The organism is Variovorax sp. RO1 (genome assembly GCF_002849325.1).
GTDB lineage: Bacteria > Pseudomonadota > Gammaproteobacteria > Burkholderiales > Burkholderiaceae_C > Variovorax.
This window is the reverse complement of sequence record NZ_PKMT01000003.1, coordinates 123085-140556: the sequence shown is the minus strand read 5'-3', so window position 1 is coordinate 140556 and position 17472 is coordinate 123085. Positions and strand designations below refer to the sequence as shown.

Below are 17472 nucleotides of genomic sequence, written 5' to 3'. Positions count from 1 at the left end.
GCAGGCTGTCAGCCCGCCAGCCGCAGCTCGTGGATCAGCCCCGCCACGTTGCCCACCTGCAGCTTGTCGTAGATCGACTGGATGTGGTTGCGCACCGTGGCCGGCGAGCGATTGAGGATGGCCGCGATGTCCTTGTGCGTGTCGCCGCGCGCCAGCAGCTCGGCGACCGTGTGCTCGCGCGGCGTGAGGCTGTCGGCGCGGCAGCGCGGGCGGCAGCGCAGGAACAGCAGGTGCTGCTCCACGCGGTGCGTGACCACGATCTCGCGGCCGTTGAAGCGCGCGTGGCCCTGCAGGAAGTGCTGCAGCAGCGCATCGGGCAGCGTGCGGCCGTGCCAGGACGGCCACTCGGCCTTCAGCGTGGCCTCGAACAGGCGGTCGGCGTGGTACAGCACGCCGCGCAGGTCGCCGATGGCCGAGCCGCTGGGCGACGCGCCGCCCGCTTCGAGGCGGTCCAGGTGCATCACGCGGTTCATCGCCAGCGCCTGCATCACGTGCGGCGAGAGGCTGGCGAGCAGCTGCCGCTCTTGCTCCGTGCCGTGCGCGTCGGGGTCGGCGCGGAACAGGCTGAGCCAGTGGACGAAGCTCGTCTGCGGGTTGGAATCCGAGGTGATGAAGAAGTTGGCCTGCTCGAAGCGCCGGCCGTAGTCGCGCAGCTCGGCCTGGTCGTCGTGGCAGAACCATGCCTGCGCATTGAAGGCGAGCGTGGCGTTCGACCGCTTCGCCACCTCGCCGGCGGCCGTGTCCATGTGCTTGACCTGCTCGTAGGCCGTGACCATCTCGAGCGGCTGGTTGTGCAGGTGGATCGTGTGGATGTCGATGCCGTGGTCGGTGCGGGTGGCGGTACCCCACATCGACGAATCGAAGGGCAGCACGGGCTTGATGAGGTCGAGCGCCGCGTCCTGGAAGCCATCGATGGGCAGCTCGTGCGAGAGGCGGTACAGCCGCAACAGGAGCTCGCTGAAATCGCGCGGAGCAGGGGCCGGGGAAGTCATGCGCGAAGTCTTCCAGCCGCCTCGCCCCCTGCCCATCCCATGTTCCGGGGACGCGCGCGGGGCTCGGCCGCAGGGTTTCAAGAATGGTGCATTTGCATCATTTGATTTCCAAAAGCGAAAGCTATTGTTTGCAGCGCCCTCGGTTGCTGCCCAGGCCCTTTCCCTTTTCGAGAGATCCACGATGCCTCATCCCACCTCCAGAATCCCCCACGCCCTGTCCCTTGCCACCCTGTTGATCCTCGGCGCCTGCGGCGGCGGAGGGGGGGGCGGAGGCGGCGGTGGCTTTGCATTCCCCGTCGGCACGGGCACCGGCAACGGCGGCACCCCGCCCGCCGCCGAGTCTCCCGGCACGCTGAGCGGCACCGTCGCCACCGGCGCCGCCTTTGTCAACGCCGTGCTCACCGTGTTCGACCAGACCGGCGCCAAGGTCTGCGAAGTGACCGTGCCGGCCGAAGGCACCTACAGCTGCGTGCTGCCCGCGGGCACCAAGGCGCCGCTGGTGATCCAGGCCGTGCGCGACGACCTCACGCTCTACAGCACCACCGCCAGCACCGCCACCGGCACCACCAACGTGACGCCGCTGACCACCGTCGTGGTGGCGCAGCTGGCGCCCAACGGCGACCCCTCGAAGCTCGCCGCCGCGGTGCAGGCCGATGCCGGCGCCGTCACGGCCGGCGCCATCAGCGACAAGGCGGCGCAACTCGTGGCCGCGCTGAAGCCGCTGCTGGACGCGCTCAACCTCAGCATCGACCCGATGAGCGGCGAGTTCCAGGCCAACGGCACGGGACAAGACCGCGTGCTCGACACGCTGAACGTCTCGGTGCGCCCCGACGGCACGGCCGCCAACATCGAGATCACCGTCAAGGCGCAGCCCGCGAGCGAAGAGAGCGCGCCGGTGTCCATCGTCTTCCGCACCGGCGAGAGCAGCATCGCGCCGCTGCCCGCGGTCGATGTCGCGGCCCTCGTGCAGCCGCCCACGCCGGCGATGGTGAAAGACCTGCTCGACCGCCTCAACGCCTGCTATGCGCTGCCGCTGAACGAGCGCGTGGACAGCACCATCGGCTCCGACGGCAACGCCTTCGGCGAGGCCGTCAACGTGGTCGCGCCGGCCTGCCGCACGCTGTTCGTGGGCGACGACCCGGCCAGCTTCGTGACGGCCGGCCTGCACATCGGGCGCGCGTCGAGCGGCCCGCGCCGGCCTTTCGAAAGCCTGTTTCGCTTCGGCCCCACCAACCTGAAGCATGACCGCGGCAACTTCGAATACTTCTACCCGGGCGGCGACGTCGCGCTCACCTACCGCTGGACCGACAGCGTGGGCAACACCGACAACGACGTGTTCAACGCCAAGGTCGTGAATGGCGCGCTCAAGCTCACCGGCAACAGCAACGCCTACCGCGCCGCCGTGCGCCCGCAGCAGGAGCTGAAAGACTTCCTCAAGCACGCGAACCTGAAGTACCACGCCACGGGCTACAACCTGTCGGTGGACAACGTGCTCGACGGTAACGGCGACTCGGTCTTCACGAAGGTGGTGGCCACCTCGTCCGCACTGCCGGGCCGTGAACTGGTCCTCGTGCCGCGGCCCGGGCTGAGCAGCCTGGTGCTCACCACCGACGGCACCGTCAACGGCGCGGTGAACTCCGGGGTGTGGCGCATGGCCGCGCGCTATGTGGACCCGGCACAAGGCGGCAATCCGAGCAGTGTCGAGACCGGCAATCTCTTTGCAGCGCCGCAGTTCGACGACGCGCAGTTGGGCGCCATTCCCGATCAGACGGTCTGGAAGCTCGAGTTCTTCCTGGCGGCCGGCGGGACCAACCCGGTGCAGTACGCACGCACCTTCTCGCGCGCGCCGACCATCGCCGAGGCCGTGCAACTGCCGACCGTGGAAATGACGCCGGCCCTGCGCGCCGAGCTGATGTCGGAAATCGACGGCGTTCCGCGCGGCATCGTGTTCGGCGCGCCGGTTCCGTCCGACCCCAGCGCCAACAACATCGACTTCAGCGCCGAGGGCAACCTCGACGGCTGGTCGGTGCCGAGCGGCGCCTACGCCCCGACCACCTTCCTGGTGGCCGGCCGTGGCCCGAACAACAACCGCTTCACCGACTCGATCACCGTGCGCACCTCCGCGCGCAAGGCCGTCATCTACTGCCAGCCCGTGAACTCGCCGAGCGACAATCACTGCGTGAGCGTGGGCAACAACGCCTACCAGTACGCGCAGGGCGCGTCGGTCAGCAGCTTCATCTTCTCGGCACGCACCGCGCGCCAGGTCGATGTGCGCAAGAACTTCGAGGCGTGGACCTACTCGCCTCCCTGATTCTTCCTGCTGTCACCACCGCATGAAAAAAGCCGCCGACCCGAAAGGGCCGGCGGCTTTTTCTATGGGAGATCGAAAGGATCAGTCTGCGTACACGCCGGCTGCCTTGATGATCGGGCCCCACTTGGCGATTTCAGCCGAGACGAACTTCTTGTGCTCGGCGGGCTCGACGCGCTTGTCGGTGGTGATCACGGCGCCCAGGCCTTCCTGGCGCTTGATGAAGGCCGGGTCCTTCATGGCGGCCTTGATGGCCTCGTTGACCTTCTTCAGCACCGGTGCGGGCGTGCCCTTGGGGGCGTACACGCCGTGCCAGATCGACACTTCAAAACCCTTCAGGCCCGACTCGTCGAGCGTGGGCAGGTCTTTCAGCGCCGGCGTCGTCAGGCGCTTGCTGGTGGTCACGGCGTAGGCCTTGACCTTCTTGGCCTCGATCTGCGACGTGGTGTTGGTGGTCTGGTCGCACAGCAGGTCGATCTGGCCGCCCAGCAGGTCGGCGATGGCCGGCGCGGTGCCCTTGTACGGCACGGGCGTCATTTCGATCTTCAGCGCGCTCTGGAACAGCAGGCCGCACAGGTGCGAGGCGGCGCCCAGGCCGGCGTTGCCCAGGTTGATCTTGCCCTTGTTGGCAGCGATCCAGGTCGTCAGTTCCTTGTAGTTGTTGGCGGGCAGGCCGGGCTTGCCGATGAGCGTCATCGGCACTTCATTGACCATGCCGAGGTATTCGAAGTCGTTCTCGACGTTGAACGGCAGCTTGCGGTACAGCGCCGGCATCGTCGACATGCCGATGTGGTTCAGCAGCAGCGTGTAGCCGTCGGGGTTGGCGCGGGCCACCTTGGCGGTGCCGATGGAGCTGCCGGCGCCGGCGGTGTTGTCCACGATGATCGTGGTGCCCAGCGTCTTCTGCAGCGATTCGGCCAGGTCGCGGGCCACGCGGTCGGTCGGGCCGCCGGCCGAGAAGGGCACCACCAGCGTCACGGGCTTGCCTGCGGGGAAATCCTGGGCGTGTGCGCCGACGGCGGCCGCGGCAATCGCCGCAAGGGCAAACAGTTTCTTCATGATGTCTCCGACGGAATTTTGAATGGAAAGGGTCGCGATCTTATCGGCTGACCGGGGGCTGACCCATACCGAATAGCCCTTAGGAATGTCACCGTTTTCGCCCCATGCTGGGGCATGATCACGCCCGTCCCGCGCACCCGCGCCGGGGTGACCACAACCACAAACAGGCCAGCCCGACGGGCGGCATCGAGGAGAAGAAACCAATGGATCCCTGGGTCTATCCGCGCGAGCGCTGGCTCGGCAAACTCACGCTCGTTCTGGGCCTGCTGGCCTGGGCGCTGATCGTCGTCGGCACGCTGGGCATCGCGCTGCTGTACGTGCTGCTGGGCTTCATCGGCTACGTGTTCGCGCAATCGGCGGTCATCGCCTGGATCAAGGGCACGGGCGTGAAGCTGTCGCCCCAGCAGCTGCCCGAGCTGCACGCGCGCTTTGTCGACTGCTGCACCCGCCTGGGCATCGCGCAGCCGCCCGAGGCCTACCTGCTGCACGGCGACGGCATGTTCAATGCCTTTGCCACGCGCTTTTTCGGCCGCAACTTCGTGGTGCTGCTGTCCGACGTGGTCGACGCCATGGAGGCGCAGCCCGACGGCATCCACTTCTACATGGGCCACGAGCTGGGCCACATCCGCCGCGGCCACCTCACGGGCCACATCTGGCGCGCGCCCGTGCTCTGGCTGCCGCTGCTGGGCGCGGCCTACGCGCGCGCCAAGGAATACACCTGCGACCTGCACGGCGCCGCCTGCTGCCGCGAGGTCGACTCCGCCCCGCGCGCGCTGGTGGCGCTGGCCGCCGGCGCGCAGCAATGGCGCAACGTGAACCTGCAGCGCTACGCCGCCCAGTCGACCGGCAACCGCGGCTTCTGGGGCTCGTTCCATGAACTCATCGGCGGCTACCCCTGGCTCACCAAGCGCGTCGCACGCGCCATCGACCCGGGCGCCAAGCTGCCCGAGCGCAACCCGGTGGCCTACCTGCTCGCGTTCTTCGTGCCGTATGCCGGCCGGGCCGGCGGCGGCGCGGCGGGGGTGCTGATCGTGGTGGCTGTCATCGGCGTCATGGCGGCTGCAGCCATCCCCGCCTACCAGGAGTACCAGACCCGCGCCGTCGTCGCGCAGGCCTGGTCCGAGGGCGCGCCGGTGCGCGACGCGCTCACGCGCCACTACGAAGAAAAGGCCGAGATCCCCGACACCCTGGCCGCCGTCGGCCTGCCAGGCAACCTGCCCAATGGCGCGACCCTCACGCTCGACCCGGACAGCATGGTGGTGGAGGTGGCCACGTCCAAGGGCACGCTGCGCATGGAACCGTCGTCGACCGACGCGGGCATCGCGTGGCACTGCAGCGCGGGGGACGGGTTGAAGGACAAGGCGTTGCCGGCGAGCTGCAAGAAGTAAATGGTCTCACGATGACGTCCACCGCCGCTTCACCACTCGCGAACGCGTGGCGCCTGCCGCGCGACTTCGTGCTCATCACCCTGGCCCTTGAAGTGGCCTTGGCGCTGTTTGAGTTCACCGGCAGCTCGGAGAGCGAGCAGATGCGCGAGTCCTTTGCGCACGCGCAGGTGTGGATTCCTTGGATGACCGACTTCGCGATGACCTGGTTGCTGGTGACGGCGTTGGCCTGGAGCCATGCCCGTCAGGCGCTGGAGGTGCGTGGCGCCGCGAACGTGGCGCGACTGCCCAGCCCGCGGGTGCGCTATGCCGGGGCCTATCTCGTCATGCTGGCTTTGTTCCATCTCGCGCTCGGACCGCTTCTCTACGAACTGGAGCCGATGCTCCTGTCAGGTGGCTGGCTTCAGCGTGTCTTCGGCAGTTTCGCGGTGGCCGCGTCCGCGATCGTGTACCAGGCGGCGAAGCTGGCCGTGTTGGTGTTGAGCGTTTGGTTCGCGGCCTGGGTGGCGCTGCGCGCACCGGCCATGGCTGGGTCCGGCGACGGCGACGCGACAGTCGAGGTGCAGGCAGGCGAATCGCCACGCCGTGCGGTGGCGATGCTGGTCGCCGCCGTGTTTGTGTCGCTGCAGGTACGGTGGGCCATGCGCGCCAGCAGCGGGTCCCTCGGGGCAGCACCCACGGAGTCACTCGCGTTCCTGCTGCTTTGGGTTGCCCCGCCGCTGGTGGTTTTTGCACTGGCGTTCTGGGGCGGATGGCTCGGCACTGCGCCCGGCTTGGTCCGGGTCCGGCCCTTCAGGGCCCTGGCCGTGTCGGTGCTGGCCTCCGTGTTGGTGCCCGCTGGCTGCACCGTCATCGCTGTCGCGTGGCTGCTGCTGATGCTTCCGTCGACGCGCGGCATGTCCGGCTTGGGCAGCCTGATCGCTCTGGTGGGCGTGCTTGTGGTGCTCTACCTCGCACTGACCGTGCTGCTCACACGCGCCATCACGCGCCGCCTGTACCGCCCCTACTTGTAGCTGCGCGCGTCCTCGATCACCTTGCCGTCGTTTGGCAAGGTGCCCGGCGCCACCAGTTCGATGGTGCCGCGCAGCTTGGTCACTTCGCGAACCGCGTCGGCAACGCGTGCATCGAGCCCGGCCGGAGCGCCGGCGCATTCGAGCTTGAAGGTCATCTGGTCGTCACCCATCTCGCCCGACACCACGAGCCGCGCGCGCACGATCTCGGGAAAGCGCCGCACGACCTCGGCGACCTGCGACGGGTGCACGAACATGCCGCGCACCTTGGTGGTCTGGTCGGCGCGGCCGAGCCAGCCCTTGATGCGCTTGTTGGTGCGGCCCGTGGGGCAGGTGCCCGCGAGCACGGCCGAGAGGTCGCCGGTGCCGAAGCGCACCAGCGGGTAGTCGGGGTTGAAGGTGGTGACGACGATCTCACCCACCTCGCCGTCGGGCACCGGGTCGCCCGTGCCGGGGCGCACGATCTCGACCAGCACGCCCTCGTCGATCACCAGGCCCTGGCGCGCGCTGGTTTCATACGCGATGAGGCCCAGGTCGGCGGTGGCATAGCACTGGATGCCCTGCACGCCGTGCGCGGCAATCCAGTCGTGCAGGCTGGGCGGAAAGGCCTCGCCAGAGACGAGCGCCTTGGTGAACCACGGCAGCTTCTGGCCTTTTTCCTCGGCCTTCTCGAGCAGGATTTTCAAAAAGCTCGGCGTGCCCGCGTAGCCATCGGGCTTGAGATCGACGATGGCTTCGAGTTGCTGCTCGGTCTGGCCCGTGCCGCCCGCGAAGATGGTGCAGCCCATGGCATGCGCGCCGCTTTCCATGATCGAGCCGGCCGGCGTCATGTGGTAGCTGAAGCTGTTGTGGATCAGCTCGCCGCCGCGAAAGCCCGCCGCATGCAGCGCCCGTGCGGTGCGCCAGTAGTCGCGCGCCTCGCCCTCGGGTTCGTAGATGGTGCCGGGGCTCGCGAAGATGCGCGGCATGCGCGGCCCGCGCACGATCGACGCAAAGCCGCCGAAGGGGTCGTCGGCGCGGCGTGCCTTCTGCAGCTCGAGCAGTTCCGACTTGCGGGTGACCGGTAGTTTTGTCAGTGCTTCACGCGAGGTGACGTCGCCGGGTTTCACGCCGTCGAGGATCTTCGTGAACGCGGGGGAGGCGGTCTGGGCCTGGGCGATCTGCTTGGGCAACGCGGCCAGCAGGTCACGTTCGCGTTCGGCGGGGTCGCGGATTTCCAGTGTGTCGTAGTGGTCGTTCATGTCCGTACCCTTCGTCTATCGATTCGGTCGCTCTGGGGTGGGTACTTCAGGCCAGCCAACGCTTGCGCCGCTTGTAGCTCTTCACATCGCGGAAGCTCTTGCGGTCCGCGCCGCCCACGCCGAGGTAGAACTCCTTCACGTCCTCGTTCTCGCGCAGGCTCTTGGCCTCGCCGTCCATCACGATGCGGCCGTTCTCCAGGATGTAGCCGTAGTCCGCGTAGCGCAGCGCCATGTTGGTGTTCTGCTCGGCCAGGAGGAAGGTCACCTTCTCCTTGGTGTTCAGGTCTTTCACGATCTCGAACACCTCTTCCACGATCTGCGGCGCCAGGCCCATCGAGGGCTCGTCGAGCAGCACCATGGTCGGGTTGGCCATCAGCGCGCGGCCGATGGCGCACATCTGCTGCTCGCCGCCCGAGGTGTAGGCCGCCTGCGAGGTGCGGCGCGTCTTCAGGCGCGGGAAGTACGCGTAGACCTTTTCCAGCGTCTCCAGCACCGCGGCCTTGCCGTCGGTGCGCGTGTAGGCGCCCGTCATCAGGTTCTCTTCGATGGTCAGGTGAGCGAAGCAGTGGCGGCCTTCCATCACCTGGATCAGCCCGCGCTTGACCAGCTCGGCCGGCGACAGCGCCTCGATGCGCTCGCCGCGCAGCTCGATGGTGCCCTTGGTCACGGCGCCGCGTTCGCCCGCGAGCAGGTTGCTCACGGCGCGCAGCGTGGTCGTCTTGCCGGCGCCGTTGCCGCCGAGCAGCGCGACGATGCCGCTTTCGGGCACGGTCAGCGACACGCCCTTGAGCACGAGGATCACGTGGTTATAAATAACCTCGATGCCGTTGACGTTGAGAAGGATCTTGGGTTCGCTCATGGTGTGGTCCGAAGCATTCGCAAGAACGGCACATCGCCGTCCTTGCGAATGGCGGCTCTTGCGAGCCGCCACGGCACTTTCTTTGGGTGTCAGTGCATCAGGACTGGCAATCCGCGGCTTCGCGGCGTGTCAGCTTCTTCTCGCCTGCGTACTTGTCGGCAGCAGCCTTCACCATCGGCTTGATGATCTGGCTGTCGGCCTCGTACCAATCAGACATGCCGCCCCACTTCGCGCCGTCCCAGGTGTGGACGCGTGCCCAGGTCGAGCCCATGTGGTCCTGGCACGAGGTGCTCACCGGACGCATCACGCCCGAGAAGCCGAGGGCGTCGAGTTTCTTCTGGTCGAGTGCGAGGTTCTCCATGCCCCAGCGCACTTGCTCGCCGGTCATGACCTTGCCCTTGCCGAAGCGCTCTTGCGCGCGCTTGACGGCCTCGATGGTCAGCATCTGGATGATCACGCCGCGCGTGTAGAGCACCGAGCCCACTTCGTCCTTCGGACCCGTGCCCTGGCCCTTGTCGTGCACTTGCTTGAGGATGTCCTGGATCACCTTCGGCTGCGTGCCCGAGGTGTTCAGCGCGAGCGCGTTGTAGCCCTTGGCGTTGGCACCGACGTCCTTCACGTCAGGTTCGGCGCCGGCCCACCACACGCCGTACATCTTCTCGCGCGGGTAGCCCGTCGCCACGGCTTCCTTCAGGGCGGTGGAGTTCATCACGCCCCAGCCCCACAGCAGCACGAAGTCGGGACGCGACTGGCGCACCTGCAGCCAGGCCGACTTCTGTTCCACGCCGGGCGCGGTCACGGGGATCAGCGAGAGCTCGAAGCCGTTCTGCTTGGCGCGCTCCTGCAGCAGCGGAATCGGTTCCTTGCCGAACGGCGAGTCGTGGTACACGAGGGCAATCTTCTTGCCCTTGAGCTTGTCCATGCCGCCTTCTTTTTTCCCGATGTGCTGGATCAGGATGTCGGCCGCGGTCCAGTAGGAGCCCATGAGCGGGAAGTTCCACTTGAACACGCCGCCATCTTGCGAGGCCGAGAGGCCGTAGCCCAGCGTGATGAGCGGGATCTTGTCGGTGGGCACCTTGTCGGTCAGCGCGAAGGTGATGCCGGTGGCCTGCGGGTCGAACAGCGCAACGCCCGGGCGGCCCTTCAGGCGCTCATAGCACTCCACGCCCTTGTCGGTCGCATAGCCGGTTTCGCATTCTTCGTAGGCGATCTTCACGCCGTTCATGCCGCCGGTGGCGTTGACGTACTTGATGTAGTCCTGCTTGCCGTTGGCCCAGGGCGTGCCGTTGGGTGCGTAGGGGCCGGTGCGGTAGACCAGCAGCGGGAAGAACTGTTCCTTGGCCTGCGCCTGGACCAGCGACGGCGCCAGCGCCGTGCCCAGGGTGGTGACCACCAGGGCGGCGGTCAGAGCGAGCGATTTCAGTGTCATGCCTGTCTCCTTTTGTGGGCACCTCGGTGCCGGTTTTTACGTGCGAACGAACGGGAACTCTTGCAATGCGTTGTCTGTCAGTGCGGGAAGGGCCACAGCCGCAGCTTTTCCTTGGCCGTGGACCACAGCCGCGCCAGGCCGTGCGGCTCGACGATCAGGAAGAACACGATCAGCGCGCCGAAGATCATGGTCTCCAGGTGCGAGGCCAGTGCGGTCGAGATCGAGAAGCCAAGCCAGCCCGGCAGCTGGTTCAGGAAGAGCGGCAGCAGCACGATGAAGGCGGCGCCGAAGAAGCTGCCCATGATCGAGCCGAGCCCGCCGATGATCACCATGAACAGCAGCTGGAACGAGCGGTCGATGCTGAACGCCGCCGGCTCCCACGCACCCAGGTGAATGAAGCCCCACAGCGCGCCGGCCACGCCGACGATGAAGCTGCTCACCGCAAAGGCCGTGAGCTTGGCGTACACCGGGCGGATGCCGATCACCGCGGCCGCCACGTCCATGTCGCGCATCGCCATCCACTCGCGGCCGATGGCGCTGCGCACCAGGTTCTTGGCCAGCAGTGCGAACACCACCACGAAGATCAGGCAGAACAAATACTTCTGCACCGGTGATTCGATCGGCACGCCGAACACGTTCAAACCTGCCACGCTCACCGAACCCGACGACGAGTTGTTGGTGAACCACTGGATGCGCAGGAACGCCCAGTCGGTGAAGAACTGCGCAGCCAGCGTGGCCACCGCGAGGTACAGGCCCTTGATACGCAGGCTCGGAATGCCGAACAGCACGCCGATCACCGTCGCGCACAGCCCGCCCAGCAACAGCGAAGCAATGAGCGGCATGCCGTCGATGCGCACCTGGAAGTTGTAGGCCGCGTACGCGCCCACCGCCATGAAGGCGCCGGTGCCCAGCGAGATCTGGCCGCAGTAGCCGACCAGGATGTTCAGGCCGAGCGCCGCGAGCGACAGGATCAGGAAGGGCGTGAGGATGGCGCGCATCCAGTAGTCGGACACGCCCATCGGCACCACGACGAACGCCACGAGCAGCAGCACGAGGATCGCGATGCGGTCCTGCGCGATCGGGAAGATCTGTTGGTCGGCGCGGTAGCTCGACTTGAACTGGCCGTTTTCTCTGTAGAACATGTCAGACCCGATCGATGATCTTTTCGCCGAACAGCCCTTGGGGCCGCACGAGCAGGAAGACCAGTGCAAGAACATAAGCAAACCAGATCTCGATGCCGCCACCGAGCATGGGGCCGAGATAGATTTCAGACAGCTTCTCGCCGACGCCGATCAACAGGCCGCCGATGATGGCGCCGGGGATCGAGGTCAGCCCGCCGAGGATCACCACCGGCAGCGCCTTCAGGGCCACCAGCGAGAGCGAGAACTGCACGCCGAGCTTGGAGCCCCAGATGATCCCGGCCACGAGGGCCGAGAAGCCGGCCACCGACCACACGATCACCCAGATGCGCGACAGCGGAATGCCGATCGATTGCGCGGCCTGGTGGTCGTCGGCCACTGCGCGCAGCGCGCGTCCCGTGGCGGTCTTCTGGAAGAAGATGGCCAGCACCACCACGAGGGCTGCCGACACTGCCGCCGCCACCAGGTCTTCCTGGCTCAGCAGCAGGCCGCCCTCGAAGGTGCCCTGCAGCACCATCAGCGGTTCCTTGGGCATGCCGACATCGATCTTGTAGATGTCGTTGCCGAAGATCGTCTGGCCCACGCCGTCGAGAAAGTAGGCGATGCCCAGCGTGGCCATCAGCAGCGTGATGCCTTCCTGGTTCACCAGCTTGCTCAGGGCGAGCCGCTCGATGAGCCAGGCCACGACGACCATCACCGCCATGGCCGCGATGAAGGCCAGGATGTTCGCGAGCAGCAGGCTTTCGAAGCCGAACCACAGCGGGAACCACTCGGCAAAGCGCGCCATGGCCAGCGCTGCGAACAGCACCATCGCGCCCTGCGCGAAGTTGAAGACGCCCGAGGCCTTGTAGATCAGCACGAAGCCGATCGCGATGAGCGAATACAGCATGCCGACCATGAGGCCGCCGAAGAGGGTTTCGAGGAAAAAGCCCATGGTCAATGTCTCTCTTGTTTTTCTCCCTCCCCTTCCGGGGGAGGGTTGGGGTGGGGGCAAGCGGCGCTCGATGAAGCGCGGCTGTGTTGCGAGGGCTGTCGTGCCCCCATCCCAGCCTTCCCCCGGGAGGGGAAGGAGCAATGCATCAGGGTCGGGTGTGGCATGGCGTCAGTGCTCCACACCCAGATACGCCCGGATCACGTCTTCGTTGTTGCGCACTTCGTCCGGCGTGCCGTCACCGATCTTCTTGCCGTAGTCCAGCACCACCACGCGGTCGGAGATGTCCATTACCACGCCCATGTCGTGCTCGATGAGCACGATGGTCGCGCCGAACTCGTCGTTCACATCGAGGATGAAGCGGCTCATGTCCTGCTTCTCTTCGACGTTCATGCCGGCCATGGGCTCGTCGAGCAGCAGCACCTGCGGTTCCATCGCGAGCGCGCGGCCGAGGTCGACGCGCTTTTGCAGACCGTAGGGCAGGCGGCCCACCGGCGTCTTGCGGTGCGCCTGGATTTCCAGGAAGTCGATGATGTGTTCGACGAACTCGCGGTGCTGCAGCTCTTCGCGTTCGGCCGGGCCCCAGCGCAACGCTTGCGCCAGCAGGCCGCTCTTCATCTTGAGGTTGCGGCCCGTCATGATGTTGTCGAGCACGCTCATGCCCTTGAACAACGCCAGGTTCTGGAAGGTGCGCGCCACGCCCATCTCGGCCACCTGGCGCGAGTTCATGTGCTTGAAGGTCTGGCCGCGGAAAGTGATGGAGCCCTGCTGCGGCCAGTACACGCCGTTGATGCAGTTCAGCATCGAGCTCTTGCCCGCGCCGTTGGGGCCGATGATGGCCCGCACCTCGTGCTCGCGCACGTTGAAGCTGATGTCGGTCAGCGCTTTCACGCCGCCGAAGCTCAGGCTGATGTTCTGGACGTCGAGGATGACGTCGCCGATTTTCCGATTGCTCATGCAGCGGCCTTCACGATGGGGAAGGTCTTGGCTTCGGTGATCTTCAGCGTGGCGCTGACAAGCCCCGTGCGTCCGTCCTCGAACTTGACCTGGGTCTCGATGTACTGCTCGGTCTTGCCGCCGTAGAGCGCATCGACCAGCACGGCGTATTTCTCGGCGATGAAGCCGCGGCGCACCTTGCGCGTGCGGGTCAGCTCGTCGTCGTCGGGGTCGAGCTCCTTGTGCAGCACGAGGAAGCGCGCGATCTGCGTCTCGCCCATGCCGTCTTCGGCCGCGAGGTCGGCGTTCACCTTGCCGATGCACTCGGCGATGAGTGCGAGCACCTCGGGCTTGCCGGCCAGGTCGACATAGCCGCCGTAGGCCAGGCCGCGGCGCTCGGCCCAGTTGCCGACCGCTTCGAAGTCGATGTTGATGGCGGCGCACACTTCGTCGCGGGCGTTGCCGAAGCACACGGCTTCCTTGATCTGCGGGAAGAACTTGAGCTTGTTCTCGATGTAGTTGGGCGCAAAGATCGCGCCGCGCACGAGCTTGCCCACGTCTTTCGCGCGGTCGATGATGCGCAGGTGGCCTTCGCTGTCGAGCACGCCGGCATCGCCGGTGTGGAAGTAGCCGTTGGCGTCGAGCACCTCGGCCGTGGCGTCGGGGCGCTTGTAGTACTCCTTGAGCACCGACACGCCGCGCACCAGCACCTCGCCGTCTTCGGCAATCTTGAGTTCAATGCCCGGCGCCGCCGTGCCCACGGTCTGCAACTTGACCTTGCCGTCCTGCTGCAGGCACACATAGGCGCAGGTCTCGGTCTGGCCGTAGAACTGCTTGAGGTTCACGCCGATGGAGCGGTAGAAGCGGAACAGGTCGGGCCCGATGGCCGCGCCGGCCGTGTAGGCCACGCGGATGCGGCTCATGCCCAGCACGTTGCGCAGCGGGCCGTAGATCAGCAGGTTGCCCAGGCTGTACATGACCCGGTCGCCCGTGCTCACGGGCGCGCCGTTGAGGATGTCGGCGCCCACGCGCTGTGCCAGCGCCATGAACTTCGCATACAGCCAGCGCTTGGGCGCGGCCGCGTCTTCCATGCGGATCGACACGGCCGTGAGCAGGCCTTCGAAGGTGCGCGGCGGGCCGAAGTAGTAGCTTGGCCCGATTTCGCGCATGTCGTTCATCACCGTCTCGGCCGACTCGGGGCAGTTGAGCGTGAAGCCGCCCACCAGCCATTGCGCCACCGAGAACAGGTGGTCGCCCACCCACGCCATCGGCAGGTAGCTCATGATGTTGTCGCCGGGGCCGAGCTTGTCGGTCTCGACGCCGCCGCGGCCCGCCGCGATGAAGCTGGCGTGCGTCTGGCACACGCCCTTGGGACGGCCGGTGGTGCCCGAGGTGTAGAGGATCACGCCGACGTCGGCCGCCTCGCCGCTGGCCACGGCGCGGTCGTAGTAGCCGGCGTTGGCCTTGTCGAAGGCACGGCCCAGCTCGCGCAGCTGCTCGTAGCCCATGAGCCCCGGCTGCTCGTAGTGGCGCAGGCCCTTGGGGTCGTCGTAGATGATGTGGCGGATGCCCTGCTGCTGGCCTTCTTGCCCTTGCTGCAGCTCGCGGCATTCGAGCAGCTTGTCGACCTGCTCCTGGTCTTCGACGATCACGAACTCGATGCCCGCGTCGTTCAGCATGAAGACCATCTCGCCCGCGACCGCGTCCTGGTACAGCGGCACGGGCACGCCGCGCAGGCTTTGCGCGGCGAGCACCGCCATGTACAGGTGCGGCCGGTTGGCACCGACGATCGCAAGGTTGTCGAAGGCCTTGAAGCCAAGGCTTGCCAGACCGCAGGCCATCTCGCGCACTTCTTGCGCCACGGCGTTCCAGGTCCAGGTTTGCCAGATGCCAAGGTCTTTTTCGCGCACGGCGGGGGCCTCGGGACGGGCCTCGGCATGCGCGAGCAGCAGACGGGGGAAGGTGGGGGCGGTGGTTTGCACAGTGGCCGGATCGTAGGTCGCACTTTGACGTCCGGTTGTCGTTCCAACGACAATCCTAGGGACACTACTCCCCGGAGTTTCCCGATGCCTCCTGGCAACCTCAACCCACAGAACGTGCTCGGCGGTTCCATCAAGGACCGCGTGCGCCCCGCGAGTGCGACCGAACTCGATGGCATTCCGTGGCTCCCCACGCTCACGCCCAGCGAGCGCCGCCGCGCCGAGGCCACGCTCGTGGTCGGCGAGGCCGAGCCCGGCGACCTGGTGTGCCGCGTCGGTCGCTCGCCCACCTACTGGTTCGGCGTGGTCGAGGGCCTCTTGAAGATGAGCAACGACAACGCCGACGGCGGCTCGGTCACCTACACCGGCGTGCCGCCCGGCGGCTGGTTCGGCGAGGGCACGGTGATGAAGCGCGAGCCCTACCGCTACAACATCCAGGCGCTGCGCCGCAGCCTCGTGGCGGGGCTGCCGATCGAGAGCTTCCACTGGCTGCTCGACCATTCCATCGGCTTCAACCGCTTCGTGATGAACCAGCTCAACGAGCGGCTCGGCCAGTTCATTGCGGCGCTGGAAATCGACCGCCTCAACAACCCCGACGCGCGCGTGGCGCGCAACCTGGTGTCGCTGTTCAACCCCGTGCTGTACCCCGGCGTGGGCGAGGTCTTGCGCATCACGCAGCAGGAGCTGGCGTATCTTGTCGGCCTGTCGCGCCAGCGCGTGAACGAGGCGCTCAATGCGCTGTCGGCGCAGGGGCTCATCCGCGTGGAGTACGGCGGCCTGCGCGTGCTCGACCTGCCGGGCCTGCGCGCCACCGCGATGTCCAGCCGCAAGAACAACAGCACCTCGAACTGAACCTGAAAGAAGAAAAAAACATGGCCCTCTCCGACCACCTGCAGATCGTGCCCGCCGACGCACAGGCGAGCTTTCTGCCGCCGCAACAGCAACAGGCCACGCAGGCCCGCAACGAGGAAGACGACGGCCCGACGCTCGAAGAAGCCATCGACCGCGCCGAGGCCTTGGGCGAACAGATCGATGCGCTCAACGAGATCCTGGCGCGCCCGCTGAAAGACATCCTTGCCGACCGCGAAAAATCGGAAGAAGCCGCGCTGGCCTGGGACCGCTTCGGCGCGATGTGGATGCTGTCGCAGCGCGCCATGCGCCGCGTCGCGATCGACCTGGCGGCGCAACTCGGCGTGAGCGAGGAAGAGGTGGTGGCACGCGCCATGGCGAACGCCAATGCGGTGCTCAACGGCGCGGACGAGGTCGACCTCGGCGGTTCCATCGCGCCCGCGCAGCTGCAGCACATCGCCCGCCACCGCAACTTCCTGCGCGCCCAGTTCCGTACCGGCTGATGCACGCGGCCTTTCGATATCCCTTAGCCTTGCGGCCTTCTCCTGCCCCCACACACCCATGACCACCTCCGCCTCTTCCCACCTCACCGTCATCACCGGCGCCTCGCGCGGCCTGGGCCGCGCCATGGCCGAACAGCTGCTGCAGGCCGGCCACACGGTGCTCGGCATTGCGCGCAAGCCCTCGCCCGAACTGGCCGAAGCCCCCAAGGCCGGCGGCGCCGAACTGACGCAGTGGGAGCAGGACCTGTCCGACCCGGTCGCCGCCGCGGCGCGCCTGTCCGCCTGGCTCCAGACGCTGGACGGCCAGCGCTTCGACAGCGTCACGCTCATCAACAACGCCGGCACTGTCGGCAACCCCGCGCCGCTGTCGCGTGCCGTGCCGGCCGAACTGGCCCAGGCCCTGCGCATCGGCCTTGAAGCGCCGATGCTGCTCACCGCCGCCTTCCTGGGTGCCACGCGCGAATGGCGCGGCGCACGCAAGGTGCTGAACATCTCGTCGGGCCTGGGCCGCAACGCCCTGGGCAGCCAGGCGCCGTACTGCGCGGCCAAGGCCGGCATGGACCATTTCTCGCGCGCCGTGGCGCTCGAAGAGGCGGTGGCATCGAACGGCGCGCGCATCGTGTCGCTGGCGCCCGGCATCATCGACACCGACATGCAGGTGCAGCTGCGCGGCGCTTCGGCCGAACAGTTCCCGGACCGCACGCGCTTCGTGAGCATGAAGGAAGAAGGCCGGCTCGACAGCCCCCAGGGCGCCGCGACCAAGGTGCTCGCCTACCTGGCGCGCGCGGACTTCGGCAGCAACCCCGTGGCCGACGTGCGCGACCCGGCCTGAGCACCGAAGACAGAAGCACA

The 17472-nt window shown here is 67.1% G+C and carries 15 protein-coding genes; 6 read left to right on the top strand and 9 right to left on the bottom strand.

The window, feature by feature from the left end:
- Positions 1-8 precede the first annotated feature (8 nt).
- On the bottom strand, positions 9-992 hold the full coding sequence (locus CY658_RS17555) for a helix-turn-helix transcriptional regulator (protein ID WP_101491439.1): 984 nt from the start codon (positions 990-992) through the stop codon (positions 9-11).
- 181 nt (positions 993-1173) lie between these two features.
- Here CY658_RS17555 and CY658_RS17550 point away from each other — a divergent pair, with 181 nt between their 5' ends.
- On the top strand, positions 1174-3303 hold the full coding sequence (locus CY658_RS17550; RefSeq protein WP_101491438.1) for a hypothetical protein: 2130 nt from the start codon (positions 1174-1176) through the stop codon (positions 3301-3303).
- 81 nt (positions 3304-3384) lie between these two features.
- On the opposite strand, the gene CY658_RS17545 is transcribed toward CY658_RS17550, so the two are convergent.
- Entirely contained in the window at positions 3385-4359 is a 975-nt protein-coding gene (locus CY658_RS17545) for a tripartite tricarboxylate transporter substrate-binding protein (RefSeq protein ID WP_101491437.1), read from the bottom strand.
- A 203-nt stretch (positions 4360-4562) separates the two neighbouring features.
- Between CY658_RS17545 and CY658_RS17540 the strand changes: the two genes are divergently transcribed.
- Positions 4563-5747, top strand: coding sequence for a M48 family metalloprotease (locus CY658_RS17540; RefSeq protein WP_101491436.1), 1185 nt, complete (start codon positions 4563-4565; stop codon positions 5745-5747).
- A gap of 11 nt (positions 5748-5758) precedes the next feature.
- Complete coding sequence (locus CY658_RS17535) at positions 5759-6757, top strand: hypothetical protein (RefSeq protein WP_101491435.1); 999 nt, start codon at positions 5759-5761, stop codon at positions 6755-6757.
- Here the strand turns inward: CY658_RS17535 and CY658_RS17530 are convergent.
- From CY658_RS17530 to CY658_RS17495, 7 genes are all read right to left on the bottom strand, one after another.
- Complete coding sequence (locus tag CY658_RS17530) at positions 6748-7995, bottom strand: phenylacetate--CoA ligase family protein (RefSeq protein WP_101491434.1); 1248 nt, start codon at positions 7993-7995, stop codon at positions 6748-6750. The two genes, CY658_RS17535 and CY658_RS17530, sit on opposite strands and share 10 nt — an antisense overlap.
- Before the next feature lie 46 nt (positions 7996-8041).
- Positions 8042-8854, bottom strand: a complete 813-nt coding sequence (locus tag CY658_RS17525) for an ABC transporter ATP-binding protein (RefSeq protein WP_101491433.1) — start codon at positions 8852-8854, stop codon at positions 8042-8044.
- 97 nt (positions 8855-8951) lie between these two features.
- Entirely contained in the window at positions 8952-10283 is a 1332-nt protein-coding gene (locus CY658_RS17520; RefSeq protein ID WP_101491432.1) for an ABC transporter substrate-binding protein, read from the bottom strand.
- Between the two features lie 77 nt (positions 10284-10360).
- Positions 10361-11425 (bottom strand): branched-chain amino acid ABC transporter permease, encoded by a 1065-nt coding sequence (locus tag CY658_RS17515; RefSeq protein ID WP_099793743.1) that lies wholly within the window; start codon positions 11423-11425, stop codon positions 10361-10363.
- Between the two features lies 1 nt (position 11426).
- Positions 11427-12356, bottom strand: coding sequence for a branched-chain amino acid ABC transporter permease (locus tag CY658_RS17510; protein ID WP_101491431.1), 930 nt, complete (start codon positions 12354-12356; stop codon positions 11427-11429).
- A gap of 168 nt (positions 12357-12524) precedes the next feature.
- On the bottom strand, positions 12525-13310 hold the full coding sequence (locus CY658_RS17500; protein ID WP_056576865.1) for an ABC transporter ATP-binding protein: 786 nt from the start codon (positions 13308-13310) through the stop codon (positions 12525-12527).
- Entirely contained in the window at positions 13307-15271 is a 1965-nt protein-coding gene (locus CY658_RS17495) for an AMP-dependent synthetase/ligase (RefSeq protein WP_101491429.1), read from the bottom strand. The genes CY658_RS17500 and CY658_RS17495 overlap by 4 nt, the downstream gene beginning before the upstream one ends.
- A gap of 84 nt (positions 15272-15355) precedes the next feature.
- Between CY658_RS17495 and CY658_RS17490 the strand changes: the two genes are divergently transcribed.
- From CY658_RS17490 to CY658_RS17480, 3 genes are read left to right on the top strand one after another with little or no spacing between them, the layout of a single operon-like run.
- Positions 15356-16120 (top strand): Crp/Fnr family transcriptional regulator, encoded by a 765-nt coding sequence (locus CY658_RS17490; protein WP_101491428.1) that lies wholly within the window; start codon positions 15356-15358, stop codon positions 16118-16120.
- Between the two features lie 20 nt (positions 16121-16140).
- Positions 16141-16620, top strand: coding sequence for a hypothetical protein (locus CY658_RS17485; RefSeq protein WP_095747132.1), 480 nt, complete (start codon positions 16141-16143; stop codon positions 16618-16620).
- Between the two features lie 58 nt (positions 16621-16678).
- Positions 16679-17452, top strand: coding sequence for an SDR family NAD(P)-dependent oxidoreductase (locus CY658_RS17480; RefSeq protein WP_101491427.1), 774 nt, complete (start codon positions 16679-16681; stop codon positions 17450-17452).
- The last annotated feature ends 20 nt before the right edge of the window (positions 17453-17472 follow it).

Coding starts and splice junctions, on each gene's coding strand:
- CY658_RS17555 (WP_101491439.1), bottom strand. CDS start 992: ATGACTTCCCCGGCCCCTGCTCCGCGCGATTTCAGCGAGCTCCTGTTG.
- CY658_RS17550 (WP_101491438.1), top strand. CDS start 1,174: ATGCCTCATCCCACCTCCAGAATCCCCCACGCCCTGTCCCTTGCCACC.
- CY658_RS17545 (WP_101491437.1), bottom strand. CDS start 4,359: ATGAAGAAACTGTTTGCCCTTGCGGCGATTGCCGCGGCCGCCGTCGGC.
- CY658_RS17540 (WP_101491436.1), top strand. CDS start 4,563: ATGGATCCCTGGGTCTATCCGCGCGAGCGCTGGCTCGGCAAACTCACG.
- CY658_RS17535 (WP_101491435.1), top strand. CDS start 5,759: ATGACGTCCACCGCCGCTTCACCACTCGCGAACGCGTGGCGCCTGCCG.
- CY658_RS17530 (WP_101491434.1), bottom strand. CDS start 7,995: ATGAACGACCACTACGACACACTGGAAATCCGCGACCCCGCCGAACGC.
- CY658_RS17525 (WP_101491433.1), bottom strand. CDS start 8,854: ATGAGCGAACCCAAGATCCTTCTCAACGTCAACGGCATCGAGGTTATT.
- CY658_RS17520 (WP_101491432.1), bottom strand. CDS start 10,283: ATGACACTGAAATCGCTCGCTCTGACCGCCGCCCTGGTGGTCACCACC.
- CY658_RS17515 (WP_099793743.1), bottom strand. CDS start 11,425: ATGTTCTACAGAGAAAACGGCCAGTTCAAGTCGAGCTACCGCGCCGAC.
- CY658_RS17510 (WP_101491431.1), bottom strand. CDS start 12,356: ATGGGCTTTTTCCTCGAAACCCTCTTCGGCGGCCTCATGGTCGGCATG.
- CY658_RS17500 (WP_056576865.1), bottom strand. CDS start 13,310: ATGAGCAATCGGAAAATCGGCGACGTCATCCTCGACGTCCAGAACATC.
- CY658_RS17490 (WP_101491428.1), top strand. CDS start 15,356: ATGCCTCCTGGCAACCTCAACCCACAGAACGTGCTCGGCGGTTCCATC.
- CY658_RS17485 (WP_095747132.1), top strand. CDS start 16,141: ATGGCCCTCTCCGACCACCTGCAGATCGTGCCCGCCGACGCACAGGCG.
- CY658_RS17480 (WP_101491427.1), top strand. CDS start 16,679: ATGACCACCTCCGCCTCTTCCCACCTCACCGTCATCACCGGCGCCTCG.